Genomic DNA, 17,500 nt, shown 5'->3' on the forward strand with positions numbered 1-17,500 from the left:
TGCGTCATGACCATGACGCGGCCAACAAGATACCTGCCCCCCGAGTCAGGCTCAAGGGGCGGGGGACGATAGGGGGAAAATCGGCTCGATAAGCAGGGGAAGCTTGATCGGGATCAGGCTGTGCGGGCTGGCCTGCCCGTAACCAGAGTTAGCGGTGCAGCTCGCCGGCGCGCTCCGGCTGATAGACCACTTCCAGAATTTCTACCTCGATAGTGCGACCGGCCGGGCCCGGCCAGGCGATGCTGTCGCCCACTTTCAGGCCGAGCAGGGCACTGCCCACCGGCGCCAGTACCGAGATGTTGCTCTCGTCACCCTTGGCATCGCGCGGGTAGACCAGGGTGAGGCAGAACTCGTTGCCGCTACTCTGCATCTTGAAGCGCACCTTGCTGTTCATGGTGACCACGTCCGGCGGCATGTCGGCCGGTTCGCGGATCTCGGCGCGGTCCAGCTCTTCTTGAAGGGCCAGATGCTGCGGGTGGTTGCCGAGCAGTTGTTCGATACGGTCCAGATCAAGGCTGGAGATAACGAGATGAGGTTGTTTCATAGGATATTCCTTCAATAGCAGAGAGGCCAGGCCGACAAGGGAAGGCTGGCCAGTACGCTGGATGTCACACAATGGTTTACACAGATTCAAAACAGTGAAAATGCCATGCCCCCAAACGACTCGCGGCCGAAGGAGCGAGGCGGGGGCTCAGCAGGGTGTGAGCAAATGCGAGGAAATAACGAGTATTTTCATGGGGCTACCATAACCATTCTGGCTGGCCTTGGCAACCGTGACTGAGTGACTACTCAGGAGCCTGATAGTTGTACTGACGGATGATCCGCGCCAGGGTGCCATCATGGCGCATCTCGTCGATCACGGCTTGCCAGCGACGACCTTCGGTGAAGGGGAACTCCTTGCTGGCGGCGACATAAAACTGGGTGCGCATCAGGGTCTCCCCGCGTACCAGCAGGTCGGTCGGCAAAGCACCAAGGCGCTGGTTGTAGAGGATGGCGTTCCAGGCGGCCACCCAAGCATCGATGCGACCCCGATTCAATTTCTGGGCATTGAGCTTCTCGGTAGCCACAGTATCACTCTCAAGCTGGAGTCGTTGTCTGAGCAGATGCTGACCGAAGGAGTAGCGCAGGGTGCCGACCTGCAGCGGGGGGAGATCAGTCACCCTGAGCGGGGCAGGATGAAACCGGCGATCGCTGACGATGACAAAATCGTCATCGAGGATCGGTGTCACCCAGTAGTAGAGGTGTTCCCGTTGAGAGCTGCGCACCGGCGGGATCAGCAAGACATCCTTGCGATGCGCGGTTTGGGTGAGCGCCCGTGCCAGCGGCATCAACTCGATGGTGAGCGGTTCTTTGAGGCGTCGGGCGGCCTCTTCCATGATCTCGATGGCGACACCGCTTGGTTTGCCGTGAGAGGAGCGAATGACATAGGGGGGCAGCTCGGCCGCCACCAGCACAATAGCCTGGGCGCCGGTGTGTACCAGCAATAACAGCAGGGCAAAAAAGGGCAGGCAGAGAGCGCGCATCAAGATCGTGAGCCAGAGTCGAATGGTCAGAGTGTAACATTCCTGCCTGCGTTGTCTTTCCACCCGCTGAAGGGTTGGGATCTCAGTCGAAGAAATCCCGCAGATCGCGCACTTCGTAATCGGCGAGTTGCAGCCAGGGGAGCTGAGCGGGCAGCTTGCGCAGGGTCACCTCCATCCGATAGCTGCGATAGCCGTCGAGGCTGGCCGACTCGACCACCAGCGGGATCTGCCACTGATGCGACCAGAGAATGCGGGTTCGTTGCTGCCCTTCGCGTTTTTCATACCAGCGGGCCTGCTCGGGGGCGGACTCATCCAGCGGAGTCATCCCCTCGATCAGCGCCGGGTTGACGAGATGGCGGATCCGCGGCCAGTCGGGTTTGAAGGCCACCTGGCCATACTCTTCCACCGGCACCTCTACCAGCTGGTTGTGCCAGCTGTCGGCGTAACGCAACTGAAGTTCACCCTCATCACTGCGGCTCACCCAGCGGGCCGCCATCTGGTGGGTAAAGTGCTTGTGGCCGGGCGTGGCGTCGTGAGTGGCGTGATAGGCGCGCGCAAGGGGCAGGGGAATGAGCCGCTGGCTCCACACCTGATTGCCCACACGCAGCCACTTCTCCTGCCAGACACTCTCTCTGGCGATGCCATCGCTGCCGGTGACCCGGTCGTGATAGCTGATCCGGGCGGCGAGGTCCGGGGGCGTGTCGTCAGCATAAAGGGGGAAGGCGAGGGTGCTGCCAAGCAGCCATAACGAAAGCAGAAATCTCATCATCATCTGTCGCTCGAAAGAGCCGGGGCCCGGGCCGCTGAACCGATTGCTCAGCTGCTCCCGGGCCCCCGCTGCTTACAGGCCGAGCGCCTCCCGCAGTTTGCCAAATACCTTGGTGTTATCCAGCGTGCCCTTGAAGCGGTTGCTGCCGGCGCCATCGGCAAACAGCATCACATCACCGCCACCGTGGGTTTCCGACGCCAGCTGGACGCCGGTCTCCTGCAGATAGTCATTGGCCATCACCTGATCGCTGGTGAGGACGGGGCGCACGTCCGCACGGTTGGGGCCGTTACCGAACACCAGGGTGGTGAAGGGCTTGCCATCCACGTCGTTCTGGGTCGAGCCGTCGCTATTTTTCACCAGATCCAGCACCGGATTACCCTTGGCGGCGTAGCCGTTGATGGTCATGGTGTGGTCATGGTCGGCAGTGACCACGATCAGGGTATTGTTGAGGTCCACTTTACCGAGGGCTGTCTTGACCGCCTCGTCCAGTGCCACCGCATCGGTGAGGGCTCGCTTGGCGTTGGTGCCATGCAGGGCGTGATCGATCCGGCCACCCTCGACCATCAGGAAGTAACCCTGACTGTTCTGGCTCAAGAGATCGATCGCCTTGGCGGTCATCTCGGAGAGCGACGGCTGGGTGTTGGCTGCCCCCTTGGCGACCCGATCCAGCTCGTAGTCGAGGTGGGATTTGCTGCTAAACAGTCCGAGCAGCTTGCCACTGGTGACCTTGGCCAGATCGCTTTGGGTGGTGACATAGCTGTACCCCTGCGCTTTCATCTCGGCGGTCAGGTCGCGGTTGTCATTGCGACCGCCCTTGTTGCTGGCGCTGTAGGGGGTCCAGTGGTTGGCACCGCCGCCCATCAGCACATCGACCCCATCCTTGAGGGCACTGTTAAAGCCAGCGCCTCCCGGAACAGCCTGTGCGGCGATGTCATAGGCGGCATCCCGATGGCAGATATGGGAGTAGGTGGCCGCCGGAGTAGCGTGGGTCAGCTCGGTGGTGGTGACGGCCCCGACCGATTTGCCCGCCGCCTTGGCCAGCTCCAGGATGGTGGGCACCGGCTTGCCGTTATCGCTGCTGCAGTTGTTGACGGTTTTGTTGCCGTTGACATCTTTGCCGGGGGCGACGGCCCTGGTGTCGCTGCTCATGGCGATCACCTCGTTGTTCATCTTGACCCCGGTGGTGTAGGCCGCCATGGAGGGGGCCGAGTCGGTGGTCTGGGCATCGTTGGAGAAGGTCTTGATGCGGGCACTGCGCGGCAGCTTCATCATCTCCAGGTTGCCCTCTTCCCCCACCTTGAACAGGCGGGTGGCGGTGAGCACGGTGGGCCCCATGCCATCACCGATAAAGAGAATGACGTTTTTGGCATCACCGGCCTGTGCCTGGGAGGTTGCGCCCAACGCACTGAACAGGGCGGCGCAGACCAGCGTGTGCTTGATGGATGTGTTCATCTGTTTGCTCATGAAAGTGCTCCTTACAGCTTGGCCGCAGCCTTGATCTTGCCGAACACGGCGGTGTTATCGAGTGAGCCATGGAAGCTGTCAGCCCCCTTGCCGATGGCGCCGAGGAAGACATCGGTGCCGCCGTGGGTCTCGTTGCCGATCTCGCCCACCTTGACCACGACTTCCTGGTGATAGTCATTGGCAGAGACGGTGGCATCATCGAGCGGGGCGACGCTGCTACGCGGGCCATCCACCCGGTTGTAGCCGTTGCCAAAACCTATGATGGTGTAGGGCATGCCCTCGCTATCCTTGCTCGGTTCGCCCGTCTCGTAGTTCTTCACCAGCCCGAGCACGCCGGGGTTGCTGGCGGTGGTCTTGCCGGTGCGCTTGGCGTAACCGTTCAGCACTAGCGTGTGGTCGTGGTCGGCGGTGACCACGATCAGGGTGTTTTTCAGCTCGGGGTCGCTCTTTTTCACCTCGTCGATGGCAGCCTTGATGGCGTTGTCGAAGGCGAGGGTATCCTGCAGCGCCCGTTTGGCGTTGGTGTCGTGCAGGGCGTGATCGATACGGCCCCCTTCCACCATCAGGAAGTAACCCTTCTCCTTGCCCTTGAGCTGCTTGATGGCGGCCAGGGTCATCTGGGCCAGTGACGGCTCGCTGGCGGGGCGGTCCAGGTCATATTTCATGTGGCTGGAACCAAACAGACCCAGCAGTGGCTTGCCCACATCGGCCTTGTTCAGCTCATCCAGATTGCTGGCAAACTGGTAACCCTTGGCCTGCATTTCGCTGATGAGGTTGCGGCCATCCTCCCGCTTGCCCTTGTCGGCTTTGGGCAGGAAGAAGCTGCTGCCGCCACCGAGTACCACGTCCAGCCCCTCTTTCAGGGCGCCGTTATAGCCTTTGCCGCCCGGCACCAGCTGGGTGGCGATATCTGCCTCCAGATCCCGGTTGCAGATATGGGCATAGGTGGCCGCCGGGGTGGCGTGGGTCACCCGGGTACTGGTTACCACGCCAGTACCGCGGCCATCGGCTTTGGCCAGCTCCAGCAGTGTGGTCACCGGCTTGCCAGCGCTCTTGCTGCAGTCGCTCTCATAGGTGGCATCGCCGTCCATGCTGATGACGCCGTTGTTGCTCTTGACCCCGGTCATGTAGGCCGCCATGGAGGGGGCCGAGTCAGTGACCTGGGCATCGTGGGAGAAGGTCTTGATGAAGGCCGTCTCTGGCAGGGTATCGATGGTCAGATCACCCGCTTCGCCGACACCGTAGATGCGGGCCGCCGTCAGGGTGTTGAGGCCCATGCCGTCACCGAGGAAGAAGATGACGTTGGTGGGCTGGGCGGCGGGCTTGGTCGCCACCGTGTCATTGTCTGATTTGCAGCCGGCGGCCAGGGCGGCGCCGATCATCACTGCAAGTCCTGCCATTTTTCTCATTGGGGTTCGCTCCTTGTAAAACCTGAGCGCAGCCTAGAGGGGGCTGATGACACTTTTACTGACTATCAGTGACGGTTGTGTGAAAAAAGGATGAAAATGTTACATTATATCAATGTGTTATCTGTCAATTGAGCGGGTGGGTCTGCTCGTTTTCGGCTGCTTTGCTTCGTCTCGACGGTTTGCTGATTTGATGAGGTGATGGCTAGAATGACCTGTCAAAATGGGCCCGCAACAGGTAAAATGCGCCCCCTTCGTTCGATGCCCGCGGCAGAGCGCCTGTTGTTCCATGCGCGCGCCCGCAGCCCCCACAGAGAGTAACGGATATGTCCATCAACTGGTTCCCCGGTCACATGCACAAGGCCCGCAAAGAGATTGCCGAGGTCATGCCCCAGGTCGATGTGATCATCGAGATGCTCGATGCCCGCATCCCCTTCTCCAGCGAAAACCCGCTGGTGCCCGAGCTGCGTGGTGATACCCCGGTGATCAAGGTGCTGAACAAGGCGGACCTCGCCGATCCGGCGATCACCGATCTGTGGGTGGCGCACATGGAAAAAGAGAAGGGGATCAAGGCGCTGCCGTTGACGCAACAAGAGCCGGAGAAGATCAAGCAACTGCTGACCCTCTGCCACGAGATGCTGCCGGAGCGTAATTTTGAGCTGCGCGGCGTGCGGGCGATGATCATGGGGATCCCCAACGTGGGCAAGTCCACCCTGATCAATACCCTGGCGGGGCGCATCATCGCCCGCACCGGCAACGAGGCGGGGGTGACCAAGTCCCAGCAGCGGATCAAGCTGGAGAACAACGTCATCCTGACCGATACCCCGGGTTTTCTCTGGCCCAAACTCAACCCGCCCTCCTGCGGTTATCGGCTGGCCATCACCGCGGCCATCAAGGATACGGTGTTCGACTATGCCGATATCGCTATGTTCGCCGCTGATTACTTCATCAAGGCCTATCCGGAGCGGATCAAGGCACGCTACCAGATAGCTGAACTGCCCGAGACCGAGATCGAGCTGCTGGAGATGATTGCCCGCCAACGCGCCTTCGTGCGCAAAGGGGGTCTGGCCGATCTGCACAAGGCGTCCGAGATCCTGATCAACGAGTTCCGCTCCGGCCTGCTTGGCCGCATCTCGCTGGAGACTCCGGAGATGGTGAGCCTCGAGATCGTCGAGGCTGCGGCAGACGCAGAGCAAAAAGCCAAAGAGAAGGCCGAGCGGGAGGAAGAGCGTCAGGCCCGCGCCCGTCGCAAGTACGCCCGCAAGCGGCAAAAATAGTTATCCTCAGGGTCCCAAGCTTGCCTGACAACGAGCGAGCTTATGTGACCGGGATGACGAAGCAAGAAGAGGCGACCCCAAGGGTCGCCTCTTCTGTTTTATCTGGTGAAGTGCCCGCCCACTCTGATGGCGTGTCCACGCTATCAAGCCATGCCATCAGCCAAAACGGTGGCGAGCCGTCTCAAACAGCGACATATGAAGCGGGAGCAGCTGCTGCCAGTCGCGGCGATAGCCGCCACCGGGCACCGCCGCGATGGGCACGCCGTGCTGCACTGCGCAGTCAAACACCATGGCATCGCGCAGGCGAACCCCTTCATCGCTCAGGGAGAGATAGCCAAGCTCGTCGGCATGATGCACATCGACGCCCGCTTGATAGAGGATGAGATCCGGCGAATATAGGCGCAGTGCCAGTGAAAGCGCCTGTTGCAATGTGGTGAGATAGGCATCGTCCGTCATGCCGCTTGGCAGTGGAAAGTCGAGGTGAGAGGTGGCTTTGTGGTGGGGGAAATTGTGCTCACCATGAAGGGAGAGGGTAATGATATCGCGCCGTCCGGCGCACAGGGCCGCACTGCCATCTCCCTGATGCACATCGAGATCGACGATCAGCACCTGTTCACAACGCCCCTCGTCGAGGCAAGCTTGCGCGGCAATCACCAGATCGTTGAACAGACAAAAACCGCTGCCGTGATCCCGATGGGCGTGGTGGTAGCCGCCGGAGATCTGCAAGCCGCTACCCTGCTCAAGTGCATAGCGGCTGGCGGCAATAGTGGCACCGACCGAGCGCAAGGTGCGCTCTATCAACATGGGTGACCAGGGAAAACCGAGCTTGCGGATGGCGCGATCTTCCAGCTGGCCGCTCAGGGCCGCCGCGACATAATCGGCATCGTGAATACGGCAGATTTGCTCCCGGGTGGCCGCAGGCGCTTCGCCAAGAGGATAACCTTGCGCCTGCAACTGCTCAAACAGCCCCTGATACTTGACCAGCGGGAAGCGATGACGTTCGGGCAGGGTCAGGGAGGAGTAGAGGGGGTGATAGTAAATATGCAGTGACATCAGGGATTGGTTCCATCGGTGCAGAGATGAACCTGGATATGAAAAAGGGGAGCCAGGCTCCCCTTGTCATTCCCGACGGGTCAGGATGAAGATCCCGGATTACTGCTGCTGGATAACCCAGATCTGGAAGGCTTTGCGGGTTTCCGCATCCGCCTTGTTGTACCAGTTTTGCAGCTGGGTCAGGGCTTCCGGATTGCTCTGTGCCTTGCTGGGGGCAACCTGAACCGGTGCGCTGGCGGCAGCCATCACAGCAGCAGTAGAGACGGCAACGGTTTTGGGCTGGTTGAAGGCTTTGCCCATGTTGATCAGCTCTTGCTGATAGTCACGGGTCAGCTGGAAGCCTTCTACTTTCGGCATCACGAACTGTTCGCTGCTCACTTGCTGGCCTGTGACCTTGTCTTTCAGCGCCACTTTCTGATCTTTGACAAACTGCTTGGCTTCGGTTTCGTTGCGGGGCTTTTTGTAGTCCAGTACCAGCTTCTGGTTATCGGCGGCGGTAAAATTGAGTACCAGCGGCTCGGCGGTCACCAGCTTGATTTCGTTACGGCTGGAGTAGTTGCCTTCAAAGGCGATGACCAACTGGTGCTTGCCTGCAGAGAGGGGGAAGGTGCTGGTTTTATCGAGCAGCTTGGGATTGATGGACTGGCCATCGATCAGCTGGACGACATAAGGGTTGGTCACTTCCAGTTGAGCATCAGCCAGGGCGCTACCGGCCCACAACAGACCAGCCAAGGCCGGTACCAGAACAGTCAGTTTCATTTCATCTCCTTGAACAGTCAGGCGATTGCCCACTGAAAACAGGGGCTCATTTTTGCAGGTTTGGCCCACTGCGGCAATGGCTCTTTCTGGGGGCGAAAGTTCGTGCCGTTGCCACTCGGTTTGTCAATAAACGCAGGCTTATTTACTCAATCCGCCGCGTGAACGGGGGGAGGGCATCGAGCAGCCCCTTGCCGTAACGTTTGGTCAGCAGCCGTCGGTCAAGAATGGTGACCCGTCCCCGATCGGCCTCTTTGCGAATGAGGCGGCCACAGGCCTGGATCAGTTTGCGCGATGCCTCTGGCACCGTCAGTTGCAGGAACGGATTGCCCCCCCGCTGCTCGACCCACTCGGCGGTGGCCTCCTCGACCGGCGAGTTGGGCACCGCGAAGGGGAGCTTGGTGATCACCAGATTGGTGAGGTAGTGACCCGGCAGATCCAGCCCCTCCGAGAAGCTGCCGGTACCACATAAAATGCTGGGCTGACCGCCATCACATTTTTGCTTGTGCAAGGTGAGCAGGGCATTGCGGGACGCTTCCCCCTGCACCAGCAGGGAGAGTCCCTTGGCACGCAGTCCCGCCACCACTTCATTCATCTGCCGGTAGGAGGAGAAAAGTACCAGGCTTGCCTCCTTGCCCGCCAGAATGCGCGGCAGCACGCTGACAAGCTCGCTGGTAAAAGCAGGCGAGTTGGGTTCGTGCGCCATTTTGGGCAGATAGAGCTCGGCCTTCTGATAGTCAAAGGGGGAGCGCAGGCGCAGGTAACGGGTGCCGTCATGCTCCTTGAGCCCCACCTGATGGCGAAAATAGCTAAAGGAGGAGAGGGCGGTGAGGGTCGCCGAGACCAGCACGGCCCCCAGACATTTCGACCAGAGCCACTCCTCCAGCAGATAACCGACCTCGATGGGAGAGGCGTGCAACCAGATATCGCCATCGTCACTCTTGGCCATCCAGCGGGCGAGCGGGGTCTTGCCGGTCGGGACATGGCGTCCCAGCATCTCCCACAGGGCGCAGAAACTCTCCAGCCGCTGCAGATGAAAACCGCTTTCAGCCAGCAGGGGTTCGGCCTCCTTGCGACGGATCTCGCCATCTTTCAACGCTTCACCAATGGCCCCCTGCATCCGGTCCAGTGCCCGCAGCGCCTTCTTGCTCGACTCCTTGAGGTTTTCCGCCAGCATGGGCAGGGGGTCAGGCAACACCCCTTCGGCGAAGCGGTAGTGGGGGTCAGTGCCAAACAGCCGATCGTTGGCGCCGAGCCACTGCTCAACGGCCTTGAGATCCGGCTGGATAGAGGCCAGCGCATCCTGCAGTTTGAGCTGGGGGTCGAGCAGACTCTCTTTATTAAGCGTCCGCGCCAGCTTGCCTGCACTTTGTACCAGCTTCTCCAGCCAGCGGCGCGAGCCTTTGATGCTGGCCGACGCGGCGCCGTGATCCCGGGCGATGGTGGGCAGGTGATGGGCTTCATCCAGTACATAGATGCACTCATCGGGGGGCGGCAGGATGATGCCCCCCCCCATGGTGAGATCGGAGAGCAGCAGGGCATGGTTCACGACCAGCACATCGGCACTGTCCATATCGTTGCGGGCGCGATGAAAGGGGCAGTGCTGATGATGGCTCAGCGCCTTGTTGCAGGTGTGGCGATCGGCAGCGATGCGATCCCAACAGAGGTCGGGGATCGGCTCCGGCCAGTTGTCCCGATCCCCGTCCCACTTGCCATTCGTATAGGCCTGCCACAGCGCCTGGTAACGATCCTTGTCGCCGTCCGATGGCTTGTGTTTGCTCAGGCTACCGAAGTCGAGCTCGAAGTTGGCCATCTCGGCACCACTGGCAGCCTGCTCCAGCAGATGCTCGCAGCAGTAACGCTGACGCCCCTTGACCAGCATAAAGCGAAACGGCAGCTCGCTGTGGCGGTGGTAAAAGGGGAGGTCTTTGTGGATCAGCTGCTCCTGCAGGGCCACGGTAGCGGTGGAGATAACCAGCTTCTTCTGGGTGAGCCGTGCCACCGGGATGGCGCCTTGCGCATAGGAGAGAGATTTGCCGATACCGGTTCCCGCTTCGGCCACCAGGATCCGGCGCTGTTTGTCGTACTCGCCGGTCAGGGTTTTGGCGATTTCGGCCACCAGAAAATTCTGCTCTTTGCGCGGCACAAAACCGGGTAATCCATCCGCAATCTGGCGATAGGTTTGACGAATGGTGGCTTTGAGGCGAGTAGAGAGCATGAAGAGAAGGCCAGTTAAGGGTTAATCGAAGGACAAGGATACCCGCAACCCCTTGGTGAGGTCGAGGCAACAGCCATTATCACGGCAGTTTTACGCTGATCAGACCACTTTGGTTGTTTATCAGGCAGTTAGTGCCATTTGCATGCAAAACAAACTATTTGAGTCCAAATAATCAGCAGGATTCATTGTAAACGTTTTCCTTTTGCCTTGCCGTCAGGTGAGACTTGGCTCACATTTTTGTCTCCATGACTATGGTTTCCATAAAAAGTTCCAAGTTTTTTCATTGCGGTTCAAAAAATCCGGTGCTAGTCTCGGCGGCATAGTGATGCAAAGAACATCGCTAACACAGGGAATAACAAAGACTTAGTGTTTAACTTACAGTAGGCATTGGAAACTATGAAAAAGACAATTCTGGCTATTGCTATCCCGGCTCTGTTTGCATCCGCAGCTAACGCAGCAGTGATTTATGACAAAGACGGCACCACTTTCGACGTATACGGCCGTGTACAGGCTAACTACATTGGTCAATACGACAATACCGACGATTCCTTGAAGGGGTCATCGCGCCTTGGTTGGTCCGGTAAGATCGGTCTGAACAATACTTGGTCTGCAATTGCCAAGACTGAATGGCAGGTTGCTGCTGAAAATAGCGATAACACAAAACAACGTACTGTCACTGTCCTTGATCAGAATGGCAATAAAACCACAAACACCGTAAATGTAAATGATGATAGCGGTAAGTTCCAAGCTCGACATGTTTACGTTGGGTTTGATGGTGGCCAGAACGGGCAAATTATTTTTGGACAGACCGATACAGCTTTCTACGATGCCATCGCAGCTACCGATATCATGAACGAATACGGCGATCTGGCTAACTTCTACGAAGGTCGTCAAGAAGGTCAGGTAATCTACTCAAATAAAGTAGGGGGGTTCACTGGCAAGCTGTCTTACCAAACAACAGATGACACAGCTAAGTCCTCTAGTGATGTTGCAGATAAGCTGCAAATTATTTCTTATGACAATGTGAAGCGTAAGAGTGCATATGCCGCTGCAGCAGGTTACGCATTTGACTTTGGTCTTGGCCTGAACGCTGGTTATGCATACTCAGACTTGGAAGGCAAGAATACCTTGGCTGGTACCGATGGCGACAAGAAAGATTGGGCTGTCAGTGCTAATTATGGTATCAATGGTTTCTACTTTGCCGGTATGTATACCGAAGGTGAAATGAAAAACAAGAACAACGGTAACAAGCTTGAAGGTAAAGGATACGAGCTTGCCGCTTCTTACACCGTTGATGCATGGAAATTGTTAGCTGCTTATAACAAGGCCGAGGTACGTGCTTCAACTGCTACCGTTGGTTACGAAGATGTGATTGACCATGTAGCTCTGGGTGTTCAATACAACTTTACCTCCAAGCTGAATGCCTACGGTGAGTACATGATTCAGGGTCTTGATAAGCAGGACGATCAGTACAATATTGGTCTGCAGTACAACTTCTAATGTGCGACGAGAGTCGTGCGAATCTCAGTCTAAATCTCTGATTTAGCTGGGGAAAGTGGTTCCGGGTCGCGCCGGAACCACTCCTTTGACCCTAAAGGCAGCGCTTACGAAAGTAGGTGAGGGAGGCTCAAGCGGGCTCTGCTCCTCCAATTTAGCCCTGGGGAAACCTACGGGTCACGGACAAAATCGAAAGATTTGAATCCGGTAACTTCAATAGTGTCACTCGATCTCACGCTTCACTGAGGCGGTCTTGGGATGGGGACAGGGACGACCAACACCCTCGTGGTTGTTGTGTTAACCTTGGATCACTCATTCATGAATCCGCTGATAATGAGAAGGCGAATCTGCACACCTGTTTTACAGGAAGGGGCAGGCCACTCGATCCTTCTCCCTTGATAGCTCTGTTCAAAGTCAATCGAACCTTTCTACTCCGACGGGAGTGTCAGCGTAACCGCATTGTCCTTTGACAAAGGTCGACCCAGTGTCACCCAACCCTTTAGCCTCCATGAGGCCGGGTTGTGTTTCTAACTGTCCTCCATAGATGACGAGTTTCCTTGGTGCCTCTAGTCACAGGGTTTCTCCACCATCGACTTTCAGTCCTGCAACTCATTCCATGTGCCGGCGTGACGCCCATTTGCGTCTACCCAGTGGTCAAGTACAGCCTGAAATCCATGTAAATAAGGAAGAGGACGGGACCTCCGGTCAGCCTCTTTTCCATATTCGTACGCGTAAGCTGTGTATGCGATTGTTCCACCCGACTCCACTTCTTCCCTGGAGGGGAGCCGGACATGGGAACCCGTGGTTCAGCCCACGGTAGCCTAGGGGTAGGGCATTTCCGGTAACGGTTTTGTCTGAAGCGCCCTGACAATGTACCCACCCGCAAGGGTCTGTTTGCCGCGAGGGAAACAGGAGATTCTGCCAGCATCAGGCGGATGAGGGGCTAGACTAGCTCGCCATGGTGAACATATGTGAACCACTGATAAACCCCGTCACTGTAAACCGGCGCAAGATGCTGATGCGCCGAAGCCAAACGGTACGAAGCCGGTTAATCCTCTATTAGATGGGATTACGCTGACAAAAGGGCTTTCGGGGGATAGGTGGCACCTAAAGCAATGAGCAATCATTCGGATACACGGAACTCGGCAAGCCCGTCGTGGTGCCCTCGGCAACATCTGGGGCAGGTGAACCACAAGGTGATCTGTTGCCATAGCGGGAATGGGAGGCAGGAAAAAGCGAATGCCGTGCTGTAATGGCGCGGATAGCGGTCAACATGCCGCACCCGAAAGGGGAGCTGACGTCCTGCTGGTCTTCAACTGCGTGAAGACGTGTAAAGCGTCCAATCGTGAATCAGAAAGTTGAGGGAAGGTGCGCTAACACCTCCCCTCTATACCCTTGCGGGGCGACAAGCTCTCCCCGTAAGGGGAAAGTCAGTCTACTCCGCTGGGGTGCTTTCTAACCAAAAGCACTTCGGAGGATAGCAAGATGAGTGCAGTCAAGCTAGCGGCGCAAGCCGTTACTCTGGTCGTACCTGCATCCTCACACCCAACCGACTGGCACAGTATCAACTGGCGTCAGGTACATCGGCAGGTGCGGGGGCTACAGGTACGGATCGCAGAGGCAACCAAGCAACAACAGTGGCGGCGCGTTAAGCAATTGCAACGCCTGTTGGTGCGCTCGTTTGCAGCGCGTGCGCTGGCAGTCAAACGAGTCACCGAAAATCGTGGTAAACGGACTGCCGGCGTGGACGGGGAAATTTGGAGTTCCCCCAACTGCAAATGGCAAGCCATAGGACGTCTGACACGGACTGGGTATCAACCCAGGCCGCTCAGGCGGGTATACATCCCCAAGAGCAACGGCAAACGCCGTCCGCTCGGGATCCCCACCATGAAGGATAGGGCGATGCAGGCGTTATACCTGCTGGCGCTGGATCCGGTGGCGGAAACCACGGGGGATGAAAACAGCTATGGTTTTCGGCCTCACCGATGTACCGCCGACGCAATAGCGCAGTGTTTCACCGTACTGGCGCGCAAAGACAGGGCCCAATGGGTACTGGAGGGGGACATCAAGGGGTTCTTTGACAACATCAGTCATGACTGGGTATTGGCCAACATTCCGTTGGACAAGCTGGTGCTCAGGAAGTGGCTGAAATCCGGATACATGGAGCAAGGGAAACGGTTCGACACCGTGGCAGGCACCCCGCAAGGGGGGATCATCTCGCCGGTGATTGCCAACATGGTGCTGGACGGGCTGGAACAGCAACTGCGATCACTGAGTAAAAACCAGTGGCAGCAACGGCAACTCCAACTCAATTTTGTCAGATATGCCGACGACTTCATCGTGACAGGAAAATCGAAAGAGATTCTGGAGTCGATGGTTCTACCACTGCTCAATGCCTTTATGGCGGAGCGCGGGGTGGAGTTGTCAGCAGAGAAAACGCTGATAACACATATTGACGGTGGGTTCGACTTCCTTGGGCAAAACGTCAGGAAGTATAACGGTAAGCTCTTGATAAAACCGAGCAAAAAGAACGTCTCGACGTTTTTGGGCAAGGTAAAAGAGGTGCTAGACCGTAACAAGATGATCCCGGCTTGGTTGATAGTGCAGTGGCTCAACCCGAAAATTCGGGGCTGGGCCAACTATCACCGACATGTGGTGTCATCACAGACGTTCTCCTATGTAGACCATCGCATCTGGCAAATGCTGTGGCGATGGGCGTGCCGCAGGCACCACAACAAACCCAAAAGCTGGGTGGCCGAGAAATATTTTGGCCGCCAAGGTGAACGGGAGTGGGTGTTCGGCGGTGTGGGTCCGGATGGGGTGATGAATCATCTGTTGCTAGCCAATCAGGTGAGCATCAAGCGACATGTGAAGGTGAAAGGTGACGCCAATCCCTATGACCAGAGTCAGGAAAGCTACTTCGAGGCGCGTCAGTTGGCGAGGCTCAAGGAGAACCGGCTGTGGTTTGGTAAGCTTCGGCTTATCTGGGCGCGGCAGAAGCATCGCTGTCCGTTATGTGGGCAACCGTTTCGGGATAACGACGATTGGGATTTACACCATATTGTCTATAAAATCCGAGGTGGCGGTGATGAGGCCGACAACCTGATGATGTTGCACCCGAATTGTCACCGGCAATACCATACCAAGGTGGACGGAGACAGTGCTGGCGCCGATCTTGAGTAGGCGCTTATGAAGGCTTGAGCCGGATGCGGGGAAACTCGCAAGTCCGGTTCTTAGGGGGGAGGGGAGCGGTAACGTGACCTTCCTACCCGACAAGTTGAACAAGAGTAATATCTTGGCTTGAGTCTTTGACCAAGCCATGAATGGCCGAGATTATATCTCGGCCATTTTTCTTTTTGGCAGTATCGCTGCTTCGTATTAGCACCATGGTCAATTGTAGTGGTCTAATCATCCCGGACACCATTTTAGGTGGTACAGTCGCCACCATGACCTGAGGTGTTCAATGACAAGATTACGTCGCTCATTTACTGCCGAATTCAAACTCGACGCCGCATCCCTGGTGCTCGACCAGGGATATTCTGTCCCCGAAGCAAGCCGTTCACTGGATGTCGGTGAAACCGTGCTTCGTCGCTGGGTTCAGCAACTGCAATCCGAACGAACCGGCACCACGCCTATCAGCAAAGCACTGACTCCTGAGCAGCTGAAAATCCAGGAGCTGGAAGCCCGAATCCATCGGCTCGAGCGCGAAAAGGACATTCTAAAAAAGGCTACGGCTCTCTTGATGACGGACGAGTTCACACGTACGCGCTGATAGACCAATTAAGAGAGCAAGCCCCCATTACCCTAGTCTGCTGCGCTTTCGATGTTCCCACTTCCTGTTTTTACGACTATCTGGCTCGCAAGCGGACGATTAACCGTGAGCGGATACAGCAACGCAGCGAGTTGCGCCTGTTGTTCAAAGCGAGCAGGACTCGGCAGGCAGCCGCGCCTTGATGTCGATGATGCGGGAATTGGGGTATCAGATTGGCCGCTCCAAAGTACGTAACCTGATGAAGGAAGCCGGGCTGGCATCCAGGCAGCCGGGCGCACACCGTTATAATGTGGCACAGTCTGAACGACCGGATATTCCCAATCTGCTGGCCCGCGAATTTGATGTTCCGCAACCTAACCATGTGTGGTGTGGCGATATCACTTACGTCTGGGCCGGTGGTCATTGGCATTACCTGGCCGCAGTGCTCGACCTGCATACCCGGCGGGTCGTGGGCTGGGCGATGTCTGACAAACCTGATGCAGAGTTGGCAATAAAAGCACTTGAGATGGCCTATCAGCAACGGGGTTGCCCATCTGGCGTGCTGTTTCACTCTGACCGGGGCAGCCAATACGGCAGCCGGGCATTTCGGCAACGGCTGTGGCGCTATCGCATGACCCAGAGCATGAGTCTTCGTGGTAATTGCTGGGATAACGCCCCGATGGAGCGGTTGTTCAGAAGCCTGAAGTCAGAGTGGCTCCCGGCAACGGGATACATTGGTCTGCGGGAAGCAAAGAGGGATATCAGTTATTACCTGATGGATTACTACAACTGGCGGCGTCCACATCAACACAATGACGGGATACCGCCAGCAAAAGCCGAGGATCGGCCTAACCAAGTGTCCGGATTTAGTTGACCACTACACACAGACCCTGGGGGTTCACCGAAGTGGCTTCTACGCATGGCTGAAACAGCCTACATCGCCACGCCAGCAGGAGGACGAACGACTGACCGGATTGGTCAGGCAATCCTGGCTGGAAAGTGGTGCTGTCTACGGTTATCGCAAGATCCATCGCGACCTTCGTGACGCAGGGGAGGCCTGCGGCAAGCACCGCGTGGCCAAATTAATGAAGCGGGAGGGACTGCGTTCGCAAACGGGCTATCAACGCCGCAAGGGGCATTATGGAGGCAAGAGCACGCAAGCTGCCCCAAACACGCTGGCACGTCAGTTTAAGGTACCAGCCCCCAACATCTCCTGGGTCACCGACATTACCTACATCCGCACTCAAGAAGGGTGGCTGTACCTGGCGGTGGTGCTCGACCTGTTCTCTCGCCAGATCGTCGGCTGGGCGATGAAGTCACGCATGACGGCAGACTTGGCGGTGGATGCGTTATTGATGGCCGTCTGGCGGCGCAAGCCCAAGCAGCCAGTACTGGTGAATTCGGATCAGGGCAGCCAGTTTACCGGCGGTGAATGGCAGGACTTTCTGAAGGCCCACAACCTGAGTTGCAGCATGAGCCGACGTGGCAACTGTCACGACAACGCGGTCGCCGAGAGCTTCTTTCAGTTGCTCAAACGGGAGCGGATAAAGCGCAGGATTTACGCGACAAGAGACGAAGCCCGCAGCGACGTATTTGATTATATCGAGATGTTTTACAACCCAATCAGGCGTCATGGTTCCAATGATGGGCTGTCGCCGGTAGAGTTTGAAAGGCAGTTTATTTTTCAGCAACAGAGTGTCTAGAAAACCAAGGGCGATTCATCCATACGGATGACGGGGGCCAAACTGAGCCATTCTAGCAATCCCATCAAAAGGAATATGTGACT

The 17,500-nt window shown here is 57.3% G+C and carries 11 protein-coding genes and 2 pseudogenes; 5 read left to right on the forward strand and 8 right to left on the reverse strand.

The annotated features are described in order from the left end of the window. Positions 1-148: 148 nt before the first annotated feature. The 5 genes from rnk to I6G90_RS02525 form a co-directional block, all read right to left on the reverse strand. Complete coding sequence (gene rnk, locus I6G90_RS02505) at positions 149-544, reverse strand: nucleoside diphosphate kinase regulator (protein ID WP_005334070.1); 396 nt, start codon at positions 542-544, stop codon at positions 149-151. A 241-nt stretch (positions 545-785) separates the two neighbouring features. Beyond that, the gene (locus I6G90_RS02510) at positions 786-1,523 is read right to left on the reverse strand and encodes a substrate-binding periplasmic protein (protein ID WP_197929600.1); all 738 of its coding nucleotides are present in this window, start codon (positions 1,521-1,523) and stop codon (positions 786-788) included. An 82-nt stretch (positions 1,524-1,605) separates the two neighbouring features. Then, the gene (locus I6G90_RS02515; protein ID WP_197931141.1) at positions 1,606-2,292 is read right to left on the reverse strand and encodes a hypothetical protein; all 687 of its coding nucleotides are present in this window, start codon (positions 2,290-2,292) and stop codon (positions 1,606-1,608) included. A gap of 72 nt (positions 2,293-2,364) precedes the next feature. Beyond that, positions 2,365-3,756, reverse strand: a complete 1,392-nt coding sequence (locus I6G90_RS02520) for an alkaline phosphatase (RefSeq protein WP_111806652.1) — start codon at positions 3,754-3,756, stop codon at positions 2,365-2,367. A gap of 11 nt (positions 3,757-3,767) precedes the next feature. Next, positions 3,768-5,165, reverse strand: a complete 1,398-nt coding sequence (locus I6G90_RS02525; protein WP_197929602.1) for an alkaline phosphatase — start codon at positions 5,163-5,165, stop codon at positions 3,768-3,770. Between the two features lie 323 nt (positions 5,166-5,488). Here I6G90_RS02525 and ylqF point away from each other — a divergent pair, with 323 nt between their 5' ends. After that, positions 5,489-6,439, forward strand: a complete 951-nt coding sequence (gene ylqF / locus I6G90_RS02530; RefSeq protein WP_075113807.1) for a ribosome biogenesis GTPase YlqF — start codon at positions 5,489-5,491, stop codon at positions 6,437-6,439. A gap of 156 nt (positions 6,440-6,595) precedes the next feature. Here ylqF and I6G90_RS02535 read toward each other — a convergent pair whose 3' ends face one another. From I6G90_RS02535 to dinG, 3 genes are all read right to left on the reverse strand, one after another. Continuing rightward, positions 6,596-7,492 carry a histone deacetylase family protein gene (locus I6G90_RS02535; RefSeq protein WP_197929604.1) on the reverse strand — a complete coding sequence of 299 codons (897 nt, stop codon included), beginning with the start codon at positions 7,490-7,492 and terminating at the stop codon, positions 6,596-6,598. 99 nt (positions 7,493-7,591) lie between these two features. Continuing rightward, a complete protein-coding gene (locus I6G90_RS02540; RefSeq protein ID WP_197929606.1) occupies positions 7,592-8,251 on the reverse strand; it encodes a YccT family protein in 660 nt (219 codons plus the stop codon). 142 nt (positions 8,252-8,393) lie between these two features. Next, a complete protein-coding gene (gene dinG / locus I6G90_RS02545) occupies positions 8,394-10,466 on the reverse strand; it encodes an ATP-dependent DNA helicase DinG (RefSeq protein WP_197929608.1) in 2,073 nt (690 codons plus the stop codon). Between the two features lie 396 nt (positions 10,467-10,862). Between dinG and I6G90_RS02550 the strand changes: the two genes are divergently transcribed. From I6G90_RS02550 to I6G90_RS02565, 4 genes and pseudogenes are all read left to right on the forward strand, one after another. Beyond that, complete coding sequence (locus I6G90_RS02550) at positions 10,863-11,966, forward strand: porin (RefSeq protein WP_197929610.1); 1,104 nt, start codon at positions 10,863-10,865, stop codon at positions 11,964-11,966. A gap of 1,482 nt (positions 11,967-13,448) precedes the next feature. Then, positions 13,449-15,146, forward strand: coding sequence for a group II intron reverse transcriptase/maturase (gene ltrA / locus I6G90_RS02555; RefSeq protein ID WP_101325211.1), 1,698 nt, complete (start codon positions 13,449-13,451; stop codon positions 15,144-15,146). 280 nt (positions 15,147-15,426) lie between these two features. Next, positions 15,427-16,588 (forward strand): annotated as a pseudogene (locus tag I6G90_RS02560) (IS3 family transposase). A gap of 10 nt (positions 16,589-16,598) precedes the next feature. Further along, positions 16,599-17,417: pseudogene (locus I6G90_RS02565) on the forward strand (IS3 family transposase); the annotation flags it as partial. Positions 17,418-17,500 lie beyond the last annotated feature (83 nt).

This window comes from Aeromonas allosaccharophila (genome assembly GCF_016026615.1).
GTDB lineage: Bacteria > Pseudomonadota > Gammaproteobacteria > Enterobacterales > Aeromonadaceae > Aeromonas > Aeromonas allosaccharophila.